The organism is Roseinatronobacter sp. NSM, from assembly GCF_052379845.1.
GTDB lineage: Bacteria > Pseudomonadota > Alphaproteobacteria > Rhodobacterales > Rhodobacteraceae > Roseinatronobacter.
Genome location: NZ_JBQTCF010000008.1, coordinates 74548 through 98463, shown reverse-complemented (window position 1 = coordinate 98463; position 23916 = coordinate 74548). Strand labels below are relative to the sequence as shown.

At 62.4% G+C, this 23916-nt stretch carries 23 protein-coding genes; 16 read left to right on the top strand and 7 right to left on the bottom strand.

Going from position 1 to position 23916, the window contains the following annotated elements; translation table 11 throughout:
- Positions 1 to 14: 14 nt before the first annotated feature.
- Complete coding sequence (locus tag ACTZWY_RS06380) at positions 15 to 818, bottom strand: IclR family transcriptional regulator (protein ID WP_444789860.1); 804 nt, start codon at positions 816 to 818, stop codon at positions 15 to 17.
- 196 nt (positions 819 to 1014) lie between these two features.
- Between ACTZWY_RS06380 and ACTZWY_RS06375 the strand changes: the two genes are divergently transcribed.
- From ACTZWY_RS06375 to ACTZWY_RS06360, 4 genes are all read left to right on the top strand, one after another.
- Positions 1015 to 2019: a DctP family TRAP transporter solute-binding subunit gene (locus tag ACTZWY_RS06375; protein WP_444789859.1), complete on the top strand. Its 1005-nt coding sequence runs from the start codon at positions 1015 to 1017 to the stop codon at positions 2017 to 2019.
- Positions 2020 to 2080: 61 nt separating this feature from the next.
- A complete protein-coding gene (locus tag ACTZWY_RS06370; protein ID WP_444789858.1) occupies positions 2081 to 2569 on the top strand; it encodes a TRAP transporter small permease in 489 nt (162 codons plus the stop codon).
- Positions 2562 to 3896 (top strand): TRAP transporter large permease, encoded by a 1335-nt coding sequence (locus tag ACTZWY_RS06365; RefSeq protein ID WP_444789857.1) that lies wholly within the window; start codon positions 2562 to 2564, stop codon positions 3894 to 3896. The genes ACTZWY_RS06370 and ACTZWY_RS06365 overlap by 8 nt, the downstream gene beginning before the upstream one ends.
- Positions 3897 to 3932: 36 nt before the next feature.
- Complete coding sequence (locus tag ACTZWY_RS06360; protein ID WP_444789856.1) at positions 3933 to 4700, top strand: SDR family NAD(P)-dependent oxidoreductase; 768 nt, start codon at positions 3933 to 3935, stop codon at positions 4698 to 4700.
- Positions 4701 to 4732: 32 nt separating this feature from the next.
- On the opposite strand, the gene ACTZWY_RS06355 is transcribed toward ACTZWY_RS06360, so the two are convergent.
- Positions 4733 to 5617, bottom strand: a complete 885-nt coding sequence (locus ACTZWY_RS06355) for an aromatic ring-hydroxylating dioxygenase subunit alpha (RefSeq protein WP_444789855.1) — start codon at positions 5615 to 5617, stop codon at positions 4733 to 4735.
- A gap of 274 nt (positions 5618 to 5891) precedes the next feature.
- Between ACTZWY_RS06355 and ACTZWY_RS06350 the strand changes: the two genes are divergently transcribed.
- From ACTZWY_RS06350 to ACTZWY_RS06295, 12 genes are all read left to right on the top strand, one after another.
- Positions 5892 to 6146 (top strand): hypothetical protein, encoded by a 255-nt coding sequence (locus ACTZWY_RS06350; RefSeq protein WP_444789854.1) that lies wholly within the window; start codon positions 5892 to 5894, stop codon positions 6144 to 6146.
- A gap of 3 nt (positions 6147 to 6149) precedes the next feature.
- A complete protein-coding gene (locus ACTZWY_RS06345; protein WP_444789853.1) occupies positions 6150 to 6842 on the top strand; it encodes a Rieske 2Fe-2S domain-containing protein in 693 nt (230 codons plus the stop codon).
- A complete protein-coding gene (locus ACTZWY_RS06340) occupies positions 6839 to 7471 on the top strand; it encodes a glutathione S-transferase family protein (protein ID WP_444789852.1) in 633 nt (210 codons plus the stop codon). Before ACTZWY_RS06345 ends, ACTZWY_RS06340 begins: the two co-directional genes overlap by 4 nt.
- A 6-nt stretch (positions 7472 to 7477) precedes the next feature.
- Positions 7478 to 8407, top strand: coding sequence for a LysR family transcriptional regulator (locus ACTZWY_RS06335; protein WP_444789851.1), 930 nt, complete (start codon positions 7478 to 7480; stop codon positions 8405 to 8407).
- 144 nt (positions 8408 to 8551) lie between these two features.
- The gene (locus tag ACTZWY_RS06330; RefSeq protein ID WP_444789850.1) at positions 8552 to 9052 is read left to right on the top strand and encodes a thiamine pyrophosphate-binding protein; all 501 of its coding nucleotides are present in this window, start codon (positions 8552 to 8554) and stop codon (positions 9050 to 9052) included.
- Entirely contained in the window at positions 9049 to 9663 is a 615-nt protein-coding gene (locus ACTZWY_RS06325; RefSeq protein ID WP_444789849.1) for a thiamine pyrophosphate-dependent enzyme, read from the top strand. The genes ACTZWY_RS06330 and ACTZWY_RS06325 overlap by 4 nt, the downstream gene beginning before the upstream one ends.
- The gene (locus ACTZWY_RS06320; RefSeq protein ID WP_444789848.1) at positions 9663 to 11246 is read left to right on the top strand and encodes a GMC family oxidoreductase; all 1584 of its coding nucleotides are present in this window, start codon (positions 9663 to 9665) and stop codon (positions 11244 to 11246) included. The genes ACTZWY_RS06325 and ACTZWY_RS06320 overlap by 1 nt, the downstream gene beginning before the upstream one ends.
- The gene (locus tag ACTZWY_RS06315) at positions 11243 to 12625 is read left to right on the top strand and encodes an amidohydrolase family protein (protein ID WP_444789847.1); all 1383 of its coding nucleotides are present in this window, start codon (positions 11243 to 11245) and stop codon (positions 12623 to 12625) included. Before ACTZWY_RS06320 ends, ACTZWY_RS06315 begins: the two co-directional genes overlap by 4 nt.
- A gap of 54 nt (positions 12626 to 12679) precedes the next feature.
- Entirely contained in the window at positions 12680 to 13522 is an 843-nt protein-coding gene (locus ACTZWY_RS06310) for an aromatic ring-hydroxylating dioxygenase subunit alpha (protein WP_444789846.1), read from the top strand.
- Positions 13523 to 13524: 2 nt separating this feature from the next.
- A complete protein-coding gene (locus tag ACTZWY_RS06305; protein ID WP_444789845.1) occupies positions 13525 to 16623 on the top strand; it encodes a molybdopterin cofactor-binding domain-containing protein in 3099 nt (1032 codons plus the stop codon).
- A complete protein-coding gene (locus ACTZWY_RS06300; RefSeq protein WP_444789844.1) occupies positions 16620 to 17099 on the top strand; it encodes a (2Fe-2S)-binding protein in 480 nt (159 codons plus the stop codon). The genes ACTZWY_RS06305 and ACTZWY_RS06300 overlap by 4 nt, the downstream gene beginning before the upstream one ends.
- Positions 17096 to 18601, top strand: coding sequence for an aldehyde dehydrogenase family protein (locus ACTZWY_RS06295; protein WP_444789843.1), 1506 nt, complete (start codon positions 17096 to 17098; stop codon positions 18599 to 18601). The genes ACTZWY_RS06300 and ACTZWY_RS06295 overlap by 4 nt, the downstream gene beginning before the upstream one ends.
- Before the next feature lie 57 nt (positions 18602 to 18658).
- On the opposite strand, the gene ACTZWY_RS06290 is transcribed toward ACTZWY_RS06295, so the two are convergent.
- The 5 genes from ACTZWY_RS06290 to ACTZWY_RS06270 all read right to left on the bottom strand — a co-directional run bounded on the left by ACTZWY_RS06290 (position 18659) and on the right by ACTZWY_RS06270 (position 23816).
- Entirely contained in the window at positions 18659 to 19663 is a 1005-nt protein-coding gene (locus ACTZWY_RS06290) for an isopenicillin N synthase family dioxygenase (RefSeq protein ID WP_444789842.1), read from the bottom strand.
- A 148-nt stretch (positions 19664 to 19811) separates the two neighbouring features.
- On the bottom strand, positions 19812 to 21224 hold the full coding sequence (locus ACTZWY_RS06285; protein ID WP_444789841.1) for an amidohydrolase family protein: 1413 nt from the start codon (positions 21222 to 21224) through the stop codon (positions 19812 to 19814).
- Entirely contained in the window at positions 21221 to 22018 is a 798-nt protein-coding gene (locus ACTZWY_RS06280; RefSeq protein ID WP_444789840.1) for an ABC transporter permease, read from the bottom strand. Before ACTZWY_RS06280 ends, ACTZWY_RS06285 begins: the two co-directional genes overlap by 4 nt.
- Before the next feature lies 1 nt (position 22019).
- On the bottom strand, positions 22020 to 22799 hold the full coding sequence (locus ACTZWY_RS06275) for an ABC transporter ATP-binding protein (RefSeq protein WP_444789839.1): 780 nt from the start codon (positions 22797 to 22799) through the stop codon (positions 22020 to 22022).
- A 3-nt stretch (positions 22800 to 22802) separates the two neighbouring features.
- Complete coding sequence (locus ACTZWY_RS06270; RefSeq protein WP_444789838.1) at positions 22803 to 23816, bottom strand: ABC transporter substrate-binding protein; 1014 nt, start codon at positions 23814 to 23816, stop codon at positions 22803 to 22805.
- Positions 23817 to 23916 lie beyond the last annotated feature (100 nt).

Genomic DNA, 23916 nt, shown 5'->3' with positions numbered 1-23916 from the left:
TGGTTTCCTTGCTGTCATGCGTGGTTGGTTTGGCCTTGGGCCAGCCGTTGTTCAATTTGGCGCGCCTGTGTGCGCAGGGCGTGCAACATGTCACTGCGGCGCGGTTCGCGCATCCTGCTTTCGATGGCGGCCAGCGACAATGCGCCGACAAGCCCGCCATCCGGCCCATGCAGCGCCACGCCCAGACCCCATGAATCCTCAAATATCAGGCCGGGGTTCAGGGCATATCCTTGGGCGCGGGTGCGGGCCACATGGGCGCGCAACCCTTCGCCGCCCAATCGCGGGTAGTTGTCGCGCAGCTCATCCGCCGTGGCGGTAAGGACACCATCCACTTCTGGGTCGGGCAGGGCGGCCAGCATGGCCAGCGACCCTGCCCCCACCCCCAGCGGATGGTGCCCCCCCGGCATAAGGGCATATGTGCGTATGGGGTGCGCGCCATCCTCGCGGTGCAGGCAAACGGCATAGACGCCGCGCCGCACAGACAGGAACGCCGCGTCCCCCGTGCTGCGCGCAAGCTGCTGCAAACTGTCCATGGCCAGCGACAACAGCCCATGCCGCCCCTGCGCCATCAACCCCAGCAAATACGCCTCGCTGCCCAGATGATAGGCGCGGGACTCGGCGGCCTGTTCGACCAGCCCCGCACGCATCAACGCCAGAAGCAGGCGGCGCACTGTGGCCTTGTTCAGCCCCGATTGCGAAACCAGCGCAGTCAGCGTCAGGCCCTGCACAGAATGCCGCCCGATAAGACCCAGCAACGACAGCGCCCTGTCGACGCTTTGCGCGCCGCCAATCACGGGTTCTGCCCTGTCATGTTTCATATTATGGACCCAATGGTAGCGATTGCCGCAGCGAAAACCACAGTGATGATTTGCCTATTGTTGATTTATCTTTTCAAAGTTGCAAGTTTTTCTTGCATTCTTGAATTTGAACGGTCCACTATATGAACGCTATACAGGGTTCGGTTTGTGCAACGTCATGGCGCAGGCCGCTGAACACCACGAGGAGGAGGAAAACATGACATTTGCACGCGTAAGCGGGACAGCACTTGCGGCCGCATTGGCCGGTATGCTGGGCCTTGGCGCGGCGGGCGCGGAAACCCTGCGCCTGTCACATAACACAGGCGACACCACAACCTGGCATCAGGGCGCGGAAAAATTTGGCGAATTGCTGGCCGAACGCACCGATGGCGCGCTGGATGTGCGCGTTTTCCCCAATGCGCAGCTTTCGGGCGGGGACCAGATGCGTCAGGCCGAAATGGTCGGGCGCGGCGCGCTGGATCTGGTGGTGACATCTGCCATCAACGTGACGCCACTGGTGCCGGAAATGGCCGTCTTCTCGCTGCCCTATCTGTATTCCAGCTATGACCAGGTGGACGCCACAACCCAAGGGGCGCCCGGCGAAATGCTGGCCGATATCCTGCTGGACAAGGGAATTGTCGTTCTGGCATGGGGCGAAAACGGCTTTCGTGAAGTGACAAACAACGTCCGCCCCATCCGCACGCCTGAAGATATGCGCGGGCTGAACATGCGCGTGGCCGGGCCCATGTATATTGACGTCATGAACGCATTGGGCGCCAACCCGCAACAAATGCAGTGGGGCGAAACCATGTCGGCGCTGCAACAGGGCGTTGTCGATGGTCAGGAAAACCCCATTGGCGCGGTGATCATTCCCCAACAGGTCTATGAAGTGCAAAAACACCTGACGGCGTGGCATTATTCCTATGACCCCATCTTCCTTGGCATTTCCAAGGCGAAATGGGACAGCTACGATGCCGACATGCAGACCATCCTGCGTGAAACCGCGCAAGAAGCCATGGCATACCAGCGCGAGATTACCCGCGAAGGCACCGCACAGGGCATCGAATTCCTGCGCGCGCAAGGCATGGAAGTCTATGAACCCAGCGCGGATGAACTGGACGCATTCCGCACCGCCACACAACCCGCATTCGACCAATGGGCCGAACGCGTCGGGCCGGAAATCGTGGGCGCGTTTCAGGACGCCATTGCCGCAGTAAACTAAGGTCTGTCCATCCCATGGCCCCTGACCGGGCCATGGGATTTATTTTGCGGGGGCGCTGCAGATGATACGTTTCCTTTTGCGCGACGCAGAAAAGATCATCTGCGCAATCCTGTTTCTGGGCATGACCCTGTTGGGGTTTGCCAATGTGGTTGTGCGCTACGGCACCAACCTGTCCTTTGCCGCCAGCGAGGAATTGCTGGTCAACGGCTTCTTGCTGCTGACCATTTTCGGCGCGGCCCTTGCCGCACGGCGGGGCGAGCATCTGGCCGTCACGCTGGTGCATGACATGTTGCCGCGCCCGTTATGGGTGCCGGTGTTTTTGCTGTCGGTCGCGCTGTCGGTGGGGTTGCTGGCGCTGTCGGCATGGTTTTCATGGGATGCGATGATGAATATCAAACGTGTCGGTATGCGGTCTTACGGGCTGGGAATTCCGGCATGGTATTATCAGGCCGCATTGCCGTTCGGGTTTGGCCTGATCATCTTGCGGTATTTGCAGCACGCATGGGACGTTTTGCACGGCAAGGACAGCTGGGGCACGCCTGATGTTTGAATTCCTGGGCATCTCATCGGCGGGCACGCAGATGATCATCATCTTTTTCCTGCTGATGGCCTTGCGCCTGCCGGTGGCTTTCGCGCTGGGGTTGTCTGCGCTTTATGCGATGTGGGAAATCGGGTTCGGGCTGGAACTTGCCGGCGACCTGATTGCCACGGGCATTACCAAATTCTCGCTTCTGGCGATCCCGTTCTTTATTCTGGCGGGCACGCTGATGGGCAGCTTGGGCATTGCCGAACGCATGATCCGGTTTTTCCGCGTGGCTGTGGGCGGCCTGCCCGGCGGAATGGGGGTTGTGGGCACGGTGGTGTGCCTGTTCTGGGGCGCGGTCAGCGGGTCCGGCCCGGCATCAGTTGCGGCGATCGGCCCCATGATTATCAAAGGTATGGAAGAAGACGGCTACGACCGCGCGTTTGCTGCGGGGCTGGTGTGCACGGGGGCTGCGTTTTCCATTGTGATACCGCCCTCCATCGGGTTGGTCATTTACGGGGTTATCGCGGAAACCTCCATTTCGCGGTTGTTTATCGCGGCCATTATTCCGGGCGTGTTCATGGCGCTGACCATGGCTGCGGTGCTGCCCTTCGCGCGCCGCCGCACCGCGCCTGACACAAGCCCCAGCCTGACAGCGTTGATGCCAGAACCCTATGCAAACGCGCCGCGCCGCCGGAAATTATGGCTAAGCTTCCGCGACAGTTTCTGGGGCCTGATGACGCCTGTGGTCATTCTGGGCGGCATATATTCCGGCATTTTCACCCCGACCGAGGCCGCATTGGTTGCCACGGTCTATGCGCTGGGTGTCGGCGCGCTGGCTTACCGCACGCTGACGCTGCGCAAACTTTATGATGCATTGGGCACGGCTGCGGCGTCATCTGCGGTGGTGATGCTGATTGTGGCCTATGCCAGTCTGTTTGGCTGGGTGGTGACAGTCGATGATCTGGTGCGCAGCTATTCTGGCGCGCTTCTGGGGCTTAGTCAGAATGAATGGGTCATCTTGCTGGTCATCATGGTCATCTTACTGGTGGCCGGTATGTTCATGGACCCTGTGACGGTCATGTTCATTGCGCTGCCCATTTTCCTGCCGGTGGCGCGCGAAATGGGGTGGGACCCGGTGTGGTTCGGGGTGCTGGTCATGGTCAATCTGGCCATCGGGCTGATCACGCCGCCAGTGGGCATAAACCTGTATGTCGCGGCCAATGTTACCCGCATGAAGATTGAACAGGTCGCGCGCGGCACCATGCCCTTCTTGCTGGCGTCATTGGTGGGCATTGCGGTGGTGGCGGCAGTGCCGTCCATGTCGCAAATTCTGGTGCACTGGCTGCGCTAGGGCGCGACGAAATTCCGATACAGAAAGGGGAACTGAATGACTGTCAAAACAGCAATCGTCACGGGTGCGGCGCGCGGCATAGGCCTGGCCACCACGCGGCTGTTTCTGGCGCAGGGCTGGCATGTGGCGATGATTGACCGCGACGCCCCCGCGCTGCGTGACGCCGCCCAAGGCTGTGATGGCGCGCAGGCGTTTGACTGCGATGTGTCCCTGCCCGAACAGGTGGATACCATGGTCACACAGGTTCTGGCGCGTTTCGGGCGTATTGATGCGCTGGTCAATAATGCGGGCGTGGCAGATTTTCGCCCGTTGGGCGACACGGACCTTGCGATCTGGCGACAGGTGATGGCCACCAATCTGGACGGGGTTTTCCTGACATCGCAAGCGGTTATCCCGCATCTGAAGAAGCAGGGCGGCGCGATTGTGAACATCGCGTCCATATCGGGGCTGCGCGCCAGCACCTTGCGCGTGGCCTATGGCACATCCAAGGCGGCGGTCATTCACCTGACGGGCCAACAGGCGGCGGAACTGGGGGAATGGGGCATTCGCGCCAATTGCGTGGCACCCGGCCCTGTGGACACAAAACTGGCGCTGGCAGTGCATTCGCCCGAAATTCGCGCCGCATATCATGATGCCATCCCCCTGAACCGCTATGGCAAGGAATCCGAGATTGCCGAGGTGATCACCTTCCTGTGCTCGGACAAGGCCAGCTATGTCACCGGCCAGACAGTGGCCGTTGATGGCGGGTTTGACGCCGTGGGGGTAGGGCTGCCCGCCTTGCGCGCTACGGCGCAGCACGGCTAAAGGGTGGCGCACAAGACGCGACAGCCCTGCCGCTATTGTTCCAGCGTGGCCCCGAACCGCCAGGCGGCACTTGTCGTTTCGGCCGGGCCAAGCGTGGTGCCGTAGACAAAGCCCTTTTCCTTCAGCCAGCGCCGATACGCGATGGATGACGCATCAGCGCGGGTTGGCGTTTCAAGACGCGGTTCCAGCGGCAACAACCGTGGGCGCTGGTTTTCCAGAATGATGCGGTCTTGCAGAAATATGACCTGCTGAAATCCGATCAGGTCGCGTTGGGCCGACGTGCTGTCAATCAGAAACATCATGGCATGGGCGCGGCACAGCTCAGGCCCCAGGGGCTGCACAAACAGGCAGATCACATCCCAGCGGTCGGGGTCTGACGGGCAGGTTTTATACAGCATCACCACCAACGGGCGCGCAACACGATACATATAGCGCGTGTCAATCGCATCCGTGGCCGAAAGGGCGGCTTTGGGTTGCACGAATTTGCAATCCGTGGCCCACACTTCGTCAACATCACGCCGGATTTCGCACGCGTAGTGCAACACTTCTGTATGGGGTTCCGACCCCAGAATGTCCGTATGCACAAACGGAAAATGTGCCATGTCCAGAAAATTCTCGACAATGCGCAAGCCTGATGCGCGCACCATTACGCCGCCGCATGGCACATGGCGCCGGTCGGGCTCAGTCGCCTCCGCAATTTCGGGCAGTCCGGCATCAGGGCGGCCCAGCGTTGCCCAAAGATGGCCAAAACCCAGCATGTGCCGGACGGGCTGGCCATTGGCATGCACCGCGAAATTCTGCGCTGTGCGGTGAATATCAAGCGGCTGGCCCAGAAGAATATTCTTGCTGTCCCCTTGTGGCACAACATCTAGCGGGTCCAGACAATACCATTGGTTCAATGCGGCCTTGTCCGTCATCTGTATCAGCCTTGATTGTGATCGCCGGTGCCTTCAGCCTGCGCGGGCGTGGCGCACAAAGTCAACTGGCGCAGGCCCATGACAAATATTGAAGGGGCTATGCCCGCGCGCCCATATGCCCACTGCACATTATTGATGCGCTGGCGCTCAATTTTCATACATTTCCTGCCCCGCAGCTTTTGGGGGTTGTTGCGCAGAACACAACACTTGACGGCCCGCATGCAGCGCCAAAAGCTGCGGGTAAACCTGCCCCGCGCATTGGACGAAAACCGTGATGAACACCACTGTCACCCTTGAATTTCTGGGGGACCTGCCACAGGCCAGCTTCGCTGAATTTGCGGCCCATCGGGCGGCGCGGCTATCGCTAAGCCACACGATGATTGCACAGGATGCGGGGCGCGCGCTGGTGCAACTGACCGGCCCCGAAGCGCTGGTTGATGCGTTTGAAATGGCGCTAAGCCTTGGGCCGCAAACCTGCGTTGTGCGCGATGTGCGCCGACAAGAAAACCGCCGCAAACCCCCGGAGTAGACGATGCAGCACCCGCCAAGTGATTATGCCCAATGGACGCCGCTTGCCCTTGCGCGTGACATTGTGACCGCCACATCTGCCGGAACTGTCTGGAACGGCGCTGAAATCGTCCTGTGGCGCGACAGCGCGGGCACCGCCTATGCATGGGAAGATCGCTGCCCCCATCGCGGCATGAAGCTAAGCTTCGGGTTTGTGCGCGGGGACCGGATTGCCTGCCTGTATCATGGCTGGGAATATGACAGCACGGCCGCGTGTCGTTATATTCCCGCCCATCCTGAACTGGACGTGCCTGCAACCATCCGCGTGGCCCGCTACAAGGCCGCTGAAACGCTTGGCATGATCTGGGTTGCGCCGCTGGACGTGACAGCCCCTGCGCCTGTTGACGAAACAGACGTAACCGCCCTGCGAAGCCTGCAAGTTGACGCGCCCTTGCCCGCGCTGACACAGCTGCTTGCCACTGCCGGGTTGCCCGGCGCGGGGGGCGTGCGCGATGTGGTGGTTGATGGGCCGGTCATGCGACTGACACAAGGCGCGGTTCGGCTGGTGGTGGGGTTGCACCCTGTGGACGACGCGACAAGCATTGCCCACCTTGGCGTGCAAGGCCCCTGCGCGCCGGACACGCTGGCCGCATTGGTGCCCGCAACGGCCGCATTGCGGCGGCGGGCAGAAACCACCATTTCGGGGGCCGCACAATGACCAACCCCATCTTATGGAATTATGATCTGGATGATGCCTGCTACGGCGTGCGACTGATGGCGTCGGTGGCCGGGGTAACCCTGAACCTGCGATCGGTCGATGCCTTTCCGGGACGTGAGCATCTGGGCCATGACATGCTGGCCCTGAACCCGCTGGGCCGCTTGCCGGTGCTGGAACACGACACGCTGATCCTGTGCCAGACAGAAGCCATCCTGTTGCATCTGGCGCGCATTGGCCCGCGCGGCGCGGCGTTTCTGCCGTCTGATGACACGGGCGCGGCCCGAATGCAGGACTGGCTTTTCTTCAGCGCGCGCGATCTGGCCGCCCCATCGCAGGCGCGCGCGGTCGCCATGCTGGGCGCGGCAGGCGATGCGGGCGCGCTGAACCACGCTGCACGCCACGGGTTGCGCCTGCTGGAAGATCACATGACCGCGCAGGGGTTCAGGGGGCAGGGCTTTGTTGCGGGGGGGCATGCAACTGTGGCCGATATCGCGCTGTTTCCTGCCTTCGCGCTGTGCCGTGATTTCAACCTTGACCATGACGCTTTCCCTGCCTTGCGACTATGGGCGCGCAGGGTGCGGCAGTTGGACGGCTTTATCACCATGCCGGGCATACCGGATTATCACTGAGGCATCATGGACCTGCATCGACTAGGACTTGTTTCAACCCGCGTGCAGCACTTCCAGCTGACCGCGCGGCTGGGGTCCATCCGTGCTGCGGCGCGGGCGCTGAACATGACGCCATCTTCGGTCAGCCGGTCCATTCGCGCGCTGGAAGATGATCTGCGCGCACCGTTGTTTGACCGTGGCGGGCAGCAATTGCGCCTGTCCTCGGCGGGGGAAATGCTGCTGTATCATCTGGGCCAAAGCACGGTCGAGCTGGGCCGCGCGGTCACCGGCATTGCCGATTTGCGCGGGTTGCGGCGCGGCACAGTCACGCTTGTGTCGATCGAAAGTGCCGCGCGCGGTCTGTTGCCGCGCGTGCTGGCGCAGTTCTGGGCGCGCAATCCTGAAATTGCCGTTGATGTGCGCGTGACCAGTTCGGCAGACGCGGGCGCGATGGTGGCATCGGGTGACGCCGATCTGGCGCTGAGTTTTGATCAGCAACCCTCGCGCAACCTGCGCAGAATCGCCATGGCGGGGCTGGCGCTGGGGGTTCTGGTGCCCCCCGGCAGCCGTTTAACAACGATAACCCCCGGCCCCACCTTGTCGGACCTGTCGGGCGAACGGGTCATCTTGTCGGATTCCAGCCTGACGCTGGGGCGCTCGGTCGAGGCCGCGATGGGCGATGCCTTTGTCGATTTTGCACGCCGTGGGCGCACCAATTCCATTGCCCTGATGATTGAACTGGCCGAACGCGGGCTTGGAACAGTGATGCAAACACGCCTTGGCGCGGAACGCGAAATTGCGGCGGGGTCGCTGGTGTTTGTGCCCCTGCATGAACGCCGTATCGGGTTGCGCCGCCTGATGCTGATGGCGCGCCCGAAGGCAGAACTGTCGGAGGCCGCCACCGCGCTGAGTGCCGCGCTTGGCCAAGCTGTCGATACGTTGGCCTCTGATGGTTAGTGTTGCGTAGGACGCAACAACCAAGACGAAAATGATGGACTATTCGGCCAGGATTTCACCTGCCAGACTGGCCCTGACCCGCCGGTAATTCCGGCGACAAATCCATAAGGCAAAAGGCAGTTACGCAATGAAGGGACAATGGCGATGAAACAGACAGCCGTGGATGCGGTGTTGCGCGGGCTGCAGCGGGCAGGGGTATCGGTGGCCTGCTACCTGCCGGATTCGCTGTTTCGCCCGCTTTACCCCGCCATGGACGCCAGCACAGGGTTGCGCACCATCCCGGTGACGAATGAAGGCGAAGGTGCTGCAATATGCGGGGGTGTGTTCCTGTCGGGCAAACGCGCCGTGTTGGTGATGGAAAATTCCGGCCTGCGCGCGTCGGTTGAACCGCTGGCGCGGATGGGGCTTGGCGCGGGCATCCCCGTTGTCATGCTGATGAGCTACCGCGGCGAGATGGGCGAGAATAACTGGTGGGCCATTCCCCACGGCATAACCATGGAACCTGTCATGCAGGCGCTGCGCATGCCCTACCGCATTGTCCGCGAGGAAACGGGCATCGAACAGGCCATCGTTGATGCGTATGAATGGAGTTATTCCGCCTATTATCACAGTGCGGTCGTTCTGGGTGGCGAGGTGGTGCGATGACCATGACACGCTACGCCTGCATGCAGGCCCTTGCGCCACGCCTGAAAGATGAACTTGTCATCCTGTCCTTGGGGGGCAGTGTGGATGAATGGTATAACGCCGCCCCGCATATGCGCACCGCATCCCTGTTCCAGCAGCAACTGGGCTGTGTGACACCGCAGGCCTTCGGGCTGGCGGCAGGGTTGCCGCACCGGCGCGTCATTTCCCTGGATACCGACGGGGGGCTGTTGTTCAATCTGGGCATTCTGGCCACATTGGGCAATGAACAACCCGCCAATCTGTTCATCGTGGTGTGGGACAATGAATGCTACCAATCCATTGGCGGCCCCCCCACCCACACGGCGCGCGGGCGCGTAGATCTGGCCGCAATTGCCCGCGGTGCGGGCGTGGCGCAGGCCCATACCGCCCGCACCCTGGACGAATTCGACGCCCATTGCGCTGCAGGGCTGGCCGCAGACGTGCCCTATCTGGTTGTCGCCAAGGTGGCCGCAGGTCTGCAACCCGGCATCAAGCGCAAACATTCTGACGGCCGAGAGGACAAATACATCTTCGTGCGCCATGTCGAAGCGACCGAAGGTATAACCATTATGGGCCCGTCAGAGCATAACTGATGCCATTTGACCCGCCCCATATCCCCGATGCGTTTGACATCATCATTGTCGGGTCCGGGTCCGGCGGGGCGGTGGTGGCGCGGCGGCTGGTCGATGCGGGCCATGACGTGTTGCTGCTGGAAGCAGGCGGGGACGGGCGCGGCGACCCCATGCTGCAAGATCCCACCCGCTGGATGCAGATTGGCGCCAGCCGTCATGACTGGGGCCATCACTATGCCGCCCACCCCGCCACGCTGAACCGGCGCATTCCAATCCCGCGGGGGCGTGTTCTGGGCGGCTGCGGCACTACCAACGCGATGATGTGGTATCGTGGCCACCCTGCAGATTATGACCGCTGGCGCGACCTTGGCTGCACAGGCTGGGGGTTTGCGGAATGTCTGCCCGCCTTTCGCGCCTGCGAAGACTGGGCGGGCGAAGACGGGGCCTGCGAAGACGGGGGCGGCGATGATTGCGCGTTGCGCGGGCAGGGCGGCCCGCTGAAAGTGGCCCCCCCCGCCACCCCCCACCCGCTGGCGCTGGCGCTGATGGAAGCCGCAGATCAGGCGGGTTTGCCGGTCATAGACGATGCGAACGGCCCCTCAAACGAAGGGGCCGCGCTGTCGAATTTCAACATCCATGCGGGGCGGCGTTTTGGTCCGGTTGACGGGTATCTTGCCCCCGTGTTTGACGCGCCCAACCTGACGATTGCGGTAAACACCCGCGCCCTGGCCATTCAGTGGCAAGGCGCGCGCGCCGCCGCTGTGCAAATCGCGCGCGCGGGACAGGTGCAGGTGGTCAGCGCGCGGCACGCCATTGTGCTGGCCGCTGGCGCGTTCGAAACCCCGCGCTTGCTGATGCTGTCTGGCGTGGGCGGCGCGCAGGATTTGCGCGCGCTGGGTGTGGCGCAGGTGATCGATGCGCCCGAACTGGGCCAGAACCTGCAAGATCATCCTTTGGTGCGCGCGGTCAATTTCCGGGCACGCCACACCCTGCCGCCCCCGCGCGACAATGGCGGCGGGGCAATCGTGAACTGGCGGTCCGATGCGGGGCTTGCGCGCCCTGATCTGCATGCCTTCCCCATTGCCGGGCGCAGCGGTGGCCCTGATGTGGTGCAGCGCTACGGGTTGCCCGAAACCGGCGTGTTTGCCATTGCGCCGGGCCTTATGGGGTCCAGAAGTCGCGGGTATATGCGGCTGACATCTGCTGACCCTGACGCCCCCTTGCATTTGGCCCCCGGTTTTCTGACCCACCCCGATGACATGACCGCCCTGATGCGCGGGCTTGATTTTGTGCTGGATCTGGCGTCACGCCCGGCCTTGCGGGCACTGACAGACGGCCCGCTGGCCCCGCTTGCGCACGCTGACCAAGCCGCGCGCGCGGAATTCATGCGCCTTGCGTGTTCGACATTCTTTCACCCCTGCGGCACGGCGCGCATGGGCAGTGATGCGGGCGCGGTCACCACGCCTGAATTACGCCTGCGCGGGGCGCGCGGGCTGTGGGTGGCGGATGCATCCGTCATTCCGGAAATTCCGTCCTGCAACACCCATGCGGTCGTCACCATGATTGGCGAACGCGCCGCAACATTCATCAAGGATGCGCTATGACACACCCTGATCTGATCCTGTCTGCCGCCGCCATTGTGACCATGGACCCCGAGAACCGCGTTATTGCGGATGGGGCGGTTGCCATTTCCGGCAATACACTATGCGCCATCGGCACCAAGGCGGACTTATGCGCGGCCCATCCCGCTGCCCCCCTGCGCGACATGGGCGATTGCGTGATCATGCCGGGGCTGATCAATGCGCATGCCCATTCGGGGTTTTTGCGCGGCACGGCTGAACATTTGCCCGTCTGGGACTGGCTGGCGCAGCATATCAACCCCATGCACCGCATGTTGCGCCCCCATGAGGCAGAGGCCGCAAGCTGGCTGTGCTATGCGGAATCGCTGCTGTCGGGCACCACCACAGTTCTGGACATGTGGCGCTTCATGGACGGGTCTGCGCGGGCGGCGCAGGCGCTTGGCAACCGTCTGGTGGCGGTCCCCTATGTGGGCGAACACCCCGATTACGACTATTTCGACCGGCTGGACCAGAACGAGGCATTGATCGAAACCTGGCACGGGGGCGCGAATGGACGCGTGCAGGTCTGGGTCGGGCTGGAACATTTGTTTTACGCCGATAAGGCCGGACAGGCCCGCGCCATAGACATGGCCAAACGCCATAATACCGGCTTTCATACCCATTGCAGCGAAGCGGAAATTGAACTGGCCGAATTCCAGCGCCGCTATGGCAAGGCGCCCATGCATGTGCTGGCCGATCTGGGCTTTTTTGAATGCCCGCGCAGTTTGATTGCGCATGCGGTCTGGCTGGATGATGCGGAAATAGACCTGATTTCGCGCCACCCGGTCGCGGTGGCACATAACCCCGTCTCGAACATGAAGCTGGCATCAGGGATTGCCCCCATTGCCGAAATGCTTGCCGCCGGTGTGCCCGTGGGCCTTGGCACGGATGGCGAGAAGGAAAACAACAATTTCGACATGTTCGAGGAAATGAAAACCGCGTCCCTTCTGGGCAAGCTGCGCCACCGGGATGCGGCCGCGATGGACAGTTGGGAATGCCTGCGCATGGCCACAATCGGCGGCGCACGCGCTTTGGGGCTGGACCATGTTATCGGATCACTTGAACCCGGAAAACGCGCCGACCTGATTGCCCTGCGCAAGGACACGCCGCGCATGACCCCGTTTTTCCCTGATGGGCCGTGGTTCAACCTGCAACATAATATCGTTCATGCTGTGCGGGGGTCCGATGTGGCGCTGACAATGGTAGATGGCGCAATTGTGGTCGAGGATGGCCAGCTGCAAACCGGCGACATGACCGCGATACTGGCCCGCATTCATGAAGTGGCCCCCGACCTGTTTGCCCGCCGCGCGGCATGGCTGGCGCAAAACCCGTCTGTGCAATGGACCGATACGCAGGGGGCATAACATGCAGGTTCTGGCAAAACATATGGCGCAGTATCGCGCCAAAAGGGGGCAGTCATGGCACTGACAACGGACCCTGTGGCCCTGAACCAATGGTATGCAGTGGCCAGCCTGCCTGTGTCGCCGCATGTCACGCGGCTTCTGGGGCAGGAGATCGAAATTTCCGCTGGCGCAAACGGGCCAGTGGTGCGGCGCAGCGATACAGGCGCAGTGCTGGCGACACGCCAGAAATGGGGGTTGGTCTTTGCGACATTCGGAACGCCCGCCACGGAATTGTTCGACATTGCCGAAGCGCATGAAAGCGACCGCCGCTTTGTGCCCTGCGGCTGGGTCACCATGCGCGCATCAGGCTTGCGCGTGGTCGAAAATTTTCTGGACATGGCGCATTTCCCCTTTGTGCATACAGACATTCTGGGGTCAGAACCCCATACTGAAGTGCCCCGCTATGACAGCGAAATCCGCCGCGATGTAGACGAGGTGTGGGCCACCAACTGCACCTTCTTCCAGACGCGGATTGCAGCCACGGAATCCGCAGGGGATTTTGTGCGCCTGACCTACCGTGTGCCTACGCCGTTTACAGTTATGCTATACCGCGTTTGCCCGTCAGCGCCGGACCGGCTGGATGCGATTGCGCTGTTCATCCAACCGATGGAGGAGGCGCTGTGCCGCGCCATTCCGTTGATGTGGCTGGTGGATGACCGCAGCGCGCAGACTGAATTGTTGCGGTTCGAACAGGTCATATTCCTGCAGGACCGCATCATCGTGGAAAACCAGCGCCCACTGTGCCTGCCGCTGGAACCGCGCCGCGAAACGCCCACACGCGCGGACAGTTCGTCCATCGCCTATCGGCGCTGGCTGAAGGAAAAGGGCCTGCGCTTTGGCACAACGGGGGCGGCGTAATCATGCATATCCTTCATCCCGCCACACTGTCTGACGCATTGGCCGCGCTGCGCGAACCGGGCGCGCGTGCCGTGGCGGGGGGCAGCGCATTTCAGGTGGACTGGTCACAGGGCAAGGCGCGGCCGGATATGTTGGTCACCCTTGGGGCGCTTGGGCTGGATACGGTCCATATGACCGAAGGGGATTGCCTGCGCATCGGGGCCACAGTCACCCTTGACGCGCTGGAGCACAGCGCGCTTGTTGCCGCGCACCTGCCACTTCTGGCGCGCGCGCTGCGCGATGTGGCCGCCCCCCCCGTGCGCAGGCTGGCCACCCTTGGCGGGCAGGTGGGCTGGGGCAACGGGTGTTTGCTGCCAGCGTTGCTGGCGCTTGGCGCGCGGGTCGGTCATGCCACGCAAGCAGGGCAGTTTGACATACCGCTGGCGCAATGGCTGGCCGCGCCTGCGGGGCTGGTGCTGTGGCTGGATGTCCCCGTTCAGGCCCGTAACGCGCGCTGGTGCTGGCGCAAGGTCGGGCTGCGCGCGGCCTTCACCCCGTCCATCATCGCGGTTGCGGGGGTTATACGCCCCACATATGGCACCAGATTGGCGGCAGGCGGCGGGGCTGTTCGCCCGCAGGTGCTGACAGCATCCGCCACGGCACTGGACAAGGGCGCGGATATGCCCACACTGCGCACCCTGTTGGAAAATGAGATTGACGCCCCCGATTGCGCGTTTCGGTCGGGCGCGTATCGCAAACATGTGGGGGCGGGTGCACTGGTTGCCGGGCTGGGCCTTTCGCAGGGGCCGCAGGCAACAACGGCGCAGTCGCCCTTGCCAAAGAGCGTGCCCCCTGCGGGCTTGCGCCCGCTGGCGCGCGACCCTGCATCGCCTGACTGGCATATGCGCCCTGACATGCCCGCCAAGGTGGCAGGGGATGCAGGCTATCTGACCGATCTGCGCGCCCCCGACATGCTGGTGGGGCGCATTTTGCGCGCAGGCCGCCCCCATGCGCGCATCCTGTCCATTGACACACACGCCGCGCAGGCAATGGCGGGGGTGTATGCTGTTGTTACCCATGCCGATATTGCGGGGCTGAACGGGTTCGGGATCATGCGGCAGGACCAGCCCGCACTATGTGCAGATATTGTGCGTTATCAGGGGGATGCCGTGGCCGCTGTGGCCGCAGTTGATGCGGACACTGCCGATGCCGCATTGGCCGCCATCATCGTGGACTATGCCGACCTGCCAGCCGTGACCGACCCCGCCGAAGCACTGGACCCCGCCAGCCCTGCGCTGCACGAAGGCGGCAATCTGGTTGCAGAATTCCGTCTGGACCGGGGCGACCCGGCAGCCGCATTTGCCGCCGCCGCGCATGTGGTGGAAGAAACCTATGTCACGCCCCGCCAGATGCATGCCTTCATGGAAACCGAAGGGGGGTGGTGCGCGCCCACCCCTGACGGGGGGGTGGTTGTCGCTGTGGGTGGGCAGCACGGGGCGCGCGACCGCGAACAACTGGCCCGCATTCTGGCCCTGCCCGAAACCAAAATACGCGTCATCACCAGCCCAACAGGCGGCGGGTTCGGCGGCAAGGATGAACTGACCGTGCAACCCGCGCTGGCCTTGCTGGCGATCAAGGCAGGCCGCGCCGTGCGGTTGCAGCTGTCGCGCGCGGAGTCAACACTGGCGGGCGTCAAGCGCAACCCGATGCGCATTGCCATGCGCACCGCCTGCGATGCAGCCGGCCACCTGCTGGCGCAGGAGGTACGCTTGCTGGCCGATTGCGGGGCCTATGCCTCGCTCTCGCCCGCCGTGGTGGAAACGGCGATGGAACATGCCGCTGGCCCTTACCGCATTGCCCATGTCACCAGCCACGGCCAGCTTGTGTACACCAATAACGGCACCGGCGGGGCGTTTCGCGGGTTCGGGGCCAACCAGATGACGTTTGCGATTGAATGCCAGATTGACAGGCTGGCCGCTGCTTGCGGGCTGGACCCTGCGCAAATGCGGCGGCGCAACCTGCGCGTGCCGGGCAGTCCGGGGTATCTGGGCCATGTAGTGGCAGGGTCTGAACGTCTGCACGAAATGGTGCAGGCAGCGGCGGCAAGTGCACTGTGGCACCCTGTCAGCGCCACCGCGCATGACATCCGCGCAACCGGCATGGCGCTGAACTATCAAGGGAACGGGCTGGGGTCCTTGCCCCATGACAGCGCCGAAGGGCGGCTGTCACTGGCAGAAGATGGCATGATCGAAGTGGCCTGCGGACTGGATGAAATGGGGCAGGGGCTGTTGCCCGCACTACAAGCGGCCGTTGCCACCCATCTGGGCTGTGCGCGGTCAGATGTGCGCGCCATTGTTGGCGACACCGCGCACAGCCCCGATTCGGGGTCCACATCGGCATCGCGCGGGGGGTTTGTCGCGTGGCAGATCGGCGCACGCACCGCCCCCGCGCTGGCGCAAAAACTACTGGACGCCGCTGCCAGTATTCTGGGCACCCCCGCTGACAAGCTGCGCATTGTGGCTGGCGGCGTCGCGCATATCGCGCAAAACAGCGCCACCCCGCCAGTGCTGGATTTCACGCAACTGGCCGCGCATCTGGGCCGCGACCGGCTGCCCGTTGAAACCACTGCGTTTGACTTTCCCAAAACACACTACACGCGCGGCAATGCGCGGTTTGTGCATTGTTTTGGGGCGACACTGGCGCGGGTAAGCATTGACCGCATCGCGGGAATGGTGCGGGTGACGGACCTGGAAATGCACACTGCCGCCGGTCCGGTGATCGACCTTTCGGCCTATCTTGGCCAGATCGAAGGCGGGGTGGTGCAGGGGCTTGGCATGACGCTAAGCGAAGACACCCTGATCAGCGGCGGGCATATGATAACCCGCAATCTTGACAGCTATATCCTGCCGGGTATCCGCGATGTGCCTGCACAGTTTCATGTCACTGCGCTGGAAGGGCTGGACGCGGATGACACGCTTGGCCCGCGCGGGGTGGGCGAATTGGGCATTGGCGCCGTGACAGCGGCCATCGCCAATGCCGTGGGGGCCGCGCTGGGGCGCTGGCCCGCAACCACGCCCTTTGCGCCCGAAACAATCCTGAACATGCTGGAAGGGCGGACATGATCCATGTTGCATTCATACTGAACGGGCAGGAAACCGCGCTGGACTGTGCCCCCGACCGCCCGCTTGTCACCATTCTGCGCGAAGATTTGGGACTGACCGGCACCAAGCTGGCCTGTGGCGTCGGGCGGTGTGGCGCGTGCATGGTGCTGCTGGACGGGGTGGCAGTGAATGCGTGCCTGCTGATGGCATGGCAGGTTGCCGGTCGGCGCATAGACACTATTGAAGGGGTGCGCGCAGACCCCCGTTTTGCGCCCGTGCTGGAGGCGTTGGCACAGGCCAACAGCTTTCAATGCGGGTATTGCGCGGCGGGGGTCACCATCGCGCTGGCGGGGGCATTGGGGGCAGGGGCGAACACAGATGACGCCGCACTTATCACCGCGCTTGAAGGGAACATATGCCGCTGCACGGGCTATCAGTCCATTTTGCACGGCGCGCAACAAGCGCGCGCTAGGCTGCGCGCGGAAAGGCCCACATGACAGTTTCAACCCCACCTGTGACAACAGACGCCGCGCGCGCATTTTTGGCGGACACCCCCAGGAAACTGTGGATCGGGGGCGATTGGGTGACCCCGCAAGGGGGGTATTTCACCACATATGACCCCGCCACCGGCGCGCCCCTTGCTGACGTGGCGCGCGCCACCAAAGCGGATGCCGATGCCGCCGTGTCCGCAGCGCGCACAGCCCTGACGCGCCCCGATTGGGCGGGTATGACCCCGGCGGCGCGCGGCGCGTTGTTGTGGCGCATTGCCGATCTGATCGAACACAGCGCCGAGGCACTGGCCGAAGTGGAAACACTGGATCAGGGCAAAACCCTTCGCACGGGCCTGATGGGGGAAATCCCCGGCGCCATCGGGCAGTTTCGCTATTATGCAGGGTTTGCCACCAAAATCATGGGGCAAACCATCACACCTTCGATCACTTATCAACCTGCGGGCAAGCGCGTGAGCGCGTTTACGCTGCGCGAACCTGTGGGTGTGGTCGCGGCGATTGTGCCGTGGAATTCGCCGCTGCTGATGGCCGCCATGAAACTTGCGCCTGCCTTGGCTGCGGGATGCACCGTGGTTCTGAAACCCGCCGAGGAAACACCCCTGACCGCGCTGATGCTGGCAGATATTTTGCAGCGTGCGGGCCTGCCTGCGGGCGTGGTGAATGTGCTGACGGGGTTTGGCCATGACGTGGGCGCGGCCCTGGCCGCACATGCGGATGTGGCCAAGGTCAGTTTCACGGGGTCCACGCAAACTGGGCGTGTGCTGCTGGGGGCCGCACGCGGGAACCTGAAGAAACTGACGCTGGAATTGGGCGGCAAATCCCCGGCGGTGGTCATGGCCGATGCTGATTTGTCACTGGCGGTGCCCGGTGTGGCACGGGGCATTTTCGGAAATTGCGGACAGGTTTGCGTGGCGGGGTCGCGGGTTTATGTGCATCGCAGCATTTACGACCGCTTCGCCGATGCGCTGGTCGCACAGGCGCGAAGCCTGCGGCTGGGGCATGGGCTGGACGCCGCGTCGGACCTTGGGCCGCTTGTTCATGCCCGCCATGCCGCCCATGTCGCGGGGTTTGTCACCGATGCCCGCGCCGATGGCGCGCAAGTGCTGACAGGGGGCGGCATTGCCCCGCAGGGCGATGCGTTTTTCCAACCCACAGTGGTGGCCGATGTGCGCCCTGACATGCGCCTTATGCGCGATGAGGTGTTCGGGCCAGTGGTGGCCATTACCCCCTTTGATACAGCGCAGGACGCGCTGCAGATGGCCAATGATACCCAGTATGGTCTGGCCGCCAGTGTCTGGACGCAAAACCTGTCAGCGGCGCATCGCATGGCGGCTGACATACGCGCGGGCACCGTCTGGGTGAATTGCCACAGCTATTTTTCACCGGAATTGCCCAAAGGCGGGCATGGCATATCCGGCTGGGGCACCGAAAACGGGCCTCAAGGGCTGGAAAACTATCTGGAAACGAAAACCGTTTGCATGACAGTCTGACGCGGGGCGTGGCAGCGTGGCGCGGAATAACCGCGCCACCTGACAATCTCGCCACAGCTACTTTTTGCTGAAATTCGCGCCCAGTCGCATCTGGATATAGTCATGCGCGGTCATGGGGTCATATTTGCGCTCTGGTCCTTCCAGAACCGCATCGGTGTTGGCCTGACAGAAGAACGCCATGGAATAGCGCGGGCCAAGGTATTCTTCGGGTTTTGGCATACGCACACGGTGCAGGTTGGACAGCAATTTGTCATCGGACCACCGCATCAGCATGTCGCCGATATTGCAGGTAATCACACCGGGCAGGGGGGGCACATCCGTCCAGGCAATGGCGCGGCCGTTGGAATCCTTGCCGGGGCACAATTGCAACCCGCCCTGTCCGGGGCGCTGGTGCAGCAAGGTCAGGCAATCAAAATCCGTATGCGCGCCCGCGCGCCAGAACTTGAAATCTTCAGGCTTGGCATCTTCCATGCCCAGATAATGGATCAACCGCAAGGTGGACTGATACTGCGCGCGCAGCGGGTCATGGGCTTGGGTGAAGAAATCTGTCTGGAACCCCAGCTTGTCCGCAAAGCAGGACAACACTTTCATGCCAAGCGCCCAGTTTGCCCGTTCAAATTCCAGCATGGTGGCCTTGAACCCGGCCAGTTCTTCGCCTGTGGGCCACAGTTTCGACATGCGCGGCAGGGTAATCTGATAGCTTTCCTTGTTGTCTGCCGTGCCAGTGGACGGGCGGACCTGTTCCTTGAATTCCCAGCCAGCATTGGTGCCCGGTGCCAGCGGATATTGCGCCTTCACATCCGCAGGCAGGTCGAAGAATGCCTCGCTCAGGTCAAAGGCTTCATCGATCAGCGTTTGGGGGATGGCATGGTTGGTCAGTTGAAAGAACCCGATACCCGTTGCCGCATCCCACAGGGCATCTGCAATTTCCGCGCGGCGGTTGAAAAAATCGCTCATGTCGATCTGGGGAATGTCGCGCTGCACTTCTATTCCAGTGCCGCCAATGCGGGTTTCCTTGTCCAGTTCGGCCAGTCCATATCCGGTTGCTGATGGGGTGTTCATGTCTTTTCTCCAGTTTCCGGCCCTGCACGAACCGGCAGGGCAGCAAGGGGGGTATTGGAGCAATGACCTGCGCCGCGCGGGCGCTGACAGCTTCTACTCCGGGTTTGAAGCAGATCACGCGCGGGCAGGGCAGCGCCGCGCGGGTGCATTACACTGGGGCGGCGCAGGCCCGTTGTGGCGCATATCCTCCTGTTTGGCGTGTGATCAGGTCGCGGGTGACGGCACGCGCGTCCTGCGACAATGCGGCAAGGTCCAGCCCGGCGATTGCGCCGTCGCGCACAATGTCGCGCCCTGCAACGAAACTGTGCCGGATATGCAGCCCGCCGCCGGAAATGACGGGGCCAATGGTCGCATCATGCTGACCCATATAGCGCGGTGCGGAAATGTCGATGATGGCAATATCAGCGGCCATACCGGGCGCAAGCTGGCCAATGGCGCCCATGCCCAGCACCCGCGCCCCGCCCATGGTCGCCCAGTGCAGCACCGTTTCCGCCGCAAGGGCTGTGGCCCCTTTGGTCGCGCGGTGCAGGCAGAACGCGGCATAAAGTGCGGACCCCATGTCGGCGGCTTCATTCGCGCCCGCCCCGTCCACAGCCAGCGACACAACCCCGCCCGCATCATGCAGCGCATCGGCAGGGGCCACACCGGACCCAAGCCGCGCATTGGCTTGCGGGCAATGGGCCATGCCCGTGCCGGTTTGTGCCAGAAGCGCTATTTCCGCCGCGTCAATTTCCACCAGATGGGCAAACCACACATCCGGCCCCAGCATGTCCTGGCCCGCCAGCCATGGCACGGGCCGCTGGCCGTATTGCGCCAGCGTATAATCGACATAAGCGTGGTTTTCCGACAAATGCGCATGCAACCGCAACCCCGCCGCCCGCGCGGTTTGGGCCAGTTCGCGCAATTCGCCAGCCGCAAAGTTGAATATGGGCGTATTCGGCCCCATCACAACGCGGGTCATCGCGTCAGGGGCGGGGTCATGCCAGCGGCTGGCGGCGGACAGCACAGCGTCCAGATATTTATCCAAAGGTTCAACAGGGACCGGGGGAACTGACGGGTCTGAAAACACGCGCCCCTTCGTGCCGCCACCGCGCGCCAGCACGAAGCGCAATCCAAAACGTGCCGCCACATCAAACAGGATTTCATTGGGGTCGAACGCATAGCGGTCGGAATAGATGTAATGGTGGTCACACACCGTTGTGACGCCTGAAAGCGCCAGTTCGGCCATGCCAATGGTGGCAGCGGTGCGAAATGCGCGTTCATCCAGATGCGGCCACCAGGTGAAGGGGACATGCATTAACCACGGGTCAAGCGGGGTGTTCATGCCCGCGGGCACCGCTTTCAGCACGGATTGGAACAGGTGGTGATGGGTGTTTATCATGCCCGGACACACCACGGCACCGCGCGCGTCTATCACACGCTCGGCCGGGTCGGGGGTCAGCGCGCCCATGGCGGCAATGCGCCCGCCGCGCACCCGCAACGCGCCCGAAAACCGCGCCTGCGGGCCAACGTCCGCGCCCGTCAGGCCATGGTCAATATTGGTGATCAGGAAATCTGTCATAGCAGTTTCTTTGGCAGCGACCAGGGAAAGAACAGCCGCTGCACCAGTGACACCGCCTGAAACAGCGACAGCGACAGCAGCACCAGAATTCCCAGCCCCGCCCATGCTTCGGGCAGGCGGAACATGGATGTCGAAAACTGGATGAAGAAGCCAAGCCCCTTGTCGGCGGCCACAAACTCGGCCACCACCGCACCCACAATTGCCAGCGTGATGGAAATTTTCAGCGCCGAAAACACATAGGGAATGGCAAAGGGCAGGCGAATTTGCGTGATTTCCCGCCACACTGGCGCGCGCAGGGATTTTGACAGTTCGATCAATTCGCGCGGGGTGGCCAGCAATCCGGTTGCTGTGCTGACCACCAGCGGGAAAAATGCAATCAGGAAGGTGATGACCACGCGCGGCGCATCGCCTGCGCCCAGAACGACAATGATGATGGGCGCAATGGCCACAACCGGCGTGGACTGGATGACCACCAGAATCGGATACAGCGCCTTGTTCACAAGTTCAGACCGGGTCAGCGCAATGGCAAGCGGCAGGGCCACGATGATGGAAATGCCATACCCGATAAGTGCCACCCGCAATGTGGCCCAGATATGCTGGAACCAGCGATGGGTGGACACGGCATCAAACCCGGTCGCTATCCGCGACGGGGCGGGCAACACATAGGACGGTATGGAAAATACCATCACCGACAGTTCCCACACAGCAAGGATCAAAACGAAGGTCAATGCGGGCAAAACCCCCGGCACGCGCAACAATACCCGGCTGATCTTGCGGCCCAACGGCTGTTTCATGCTACGCTGCCCGCTTGAGGAGGAGGCTGCGGAGGTGTCCTGCAAAGTCATGCATCACCTTGTTTTTTGTGGTTTCTATTCCGCGCGGGCGCGGCAGGGGAACGGGGCTGTCATCAACAATCGTGCCCGGACGCGCCCCCATCACCAGCACACGGTCGGCCAGCAACACGGCCTCGCTTATGGAATGGGTGATGAACAGCACGGTTTTTGGCCGCGCTTCCCACAGGCGCAGCAATTCAAAGCCCATTTCTTCGCGGGTCAGCGCATCCAGCGCTGAAAAGGGTTCGTCCATCAGCAAGATGTCAGGGTCCATCAGCAACGCGCGGGCAATTCCCACGCGCTGTTGCATCCCGCCCGACAATTCGTCGGGCAGGCGCTTTTCAAAACCGGCAAGTCCCACTGTGGCCAGTATCTCGCGGGCTTTTTCGCGGTCCGCGCGGCTGACGCGGCCGGTTTTGTGCCGGGCGGGAAACACCACGTTATCTTCCACATTGGCCCATGGCAGCAGGGTGGGTTTCTGGAACACAATGCCAATATCATCGCGCGGGCGGGTCACGGGCACGTCAAACACCGACACTGTGCCCGAGGTGGGCGCAATCAACCCCGCGATGATGCGCAGCAATGTCGATTTTCCACAGCCCGAGGGGCCAAGCACGGCAACAAATTCATGCCGCGCAACTGTAAAATCCACCCCGCGCAAGGCTTCCAGCGGGCCAGAGTCGGTTTCGAAAACCTGTCCAACCCCTGAAAAGCGAATACTGGCCGGTTCTTGCCCCGTCATGCCTTAGTTTCCGGGCAGGAAGCGGCGGTCAACGATGGTTTCAGGGTCCAGCGCATCAGGGGCCAGTTCCTGCGCCTGCGATACCCATTCCCATGTCTGGGCCAGCCGTTCGGGCGTCAATGCACCCTGGCCGTCGGCTTCGGTCACTTCATTGAAGGCCAGAACCAGCATGTCCCGCACGGACCCCACGACATTTTCCATTTCCAGTTCGGGCACCATGGCCGCCACGGATTCCGCGGCCAGTTCGGGGTTTTCATAGGTAAACCGGACCGACTGGCGATAGGCGTCAATGAAGCGCTGCGCCACTTCGGGGCGTTCTTCCATGAACTTATCTGCCGCAATCAGGACCAGCCCATACAGGTCCAGCCCGCCGGTTGACCATGGCATGATGTTCAGTTCATGGCCCGCCGCCGCGGCCTGATTGCTGTAGCGGGTCACATCGGTCATCCATGCGATCATGACATCGGCAGAGCCTGTCATCAACATGGGCCCCAGCGCGCCAGGGTCTGCGCGGGTCAGCTCAATATCATCCTCGCTCAGGCCAAGTTCCTGCAAGACCAGTGGCAAAAACACGTTCGACGATGTGAAGGGCGATGTGACAATATGTTTGCCAGCCACCCCTTCCAATGTGTCGATGCCCGACGATTTCAGCGTATAGAACGCATGGGGCGCGCGCGTATAGACAGACGCAACCGCCTTGACGGGCACCTGATCATTGGCAATTGCCGCCATCAGCGCCTCTATCCCGCCAGTGCCAATATCGGCGCGGCCGGTTGCCAGAAATGTAATCGCCTCGGATGATCCGCGCCCGCCATTGATGGTCACATCAAGCCCGTGGTCGGCGCAAATGCCCTGATGCACACACACATAGATGGGCGCTTTGTCACCACCGGGCAGCCAGTCCAGCTGGAATGTGACAGGGTCGGCCGCGCTGGCCGCCGACGCGCCAAGGCCCAAGGCAAGGCCAACAGAATACAAAGCATGTTTGACAGATTTGGTGGAAGCAGAAGGTTTCATGGGCTGGTCCTTGTTCTGGGCAGATGGCAGGCGCAAGCACTGCCGCCGTGTGCAACATGAAGAAAGCTTGGCAATATGACAGTTCGGCACGAAGCGATCA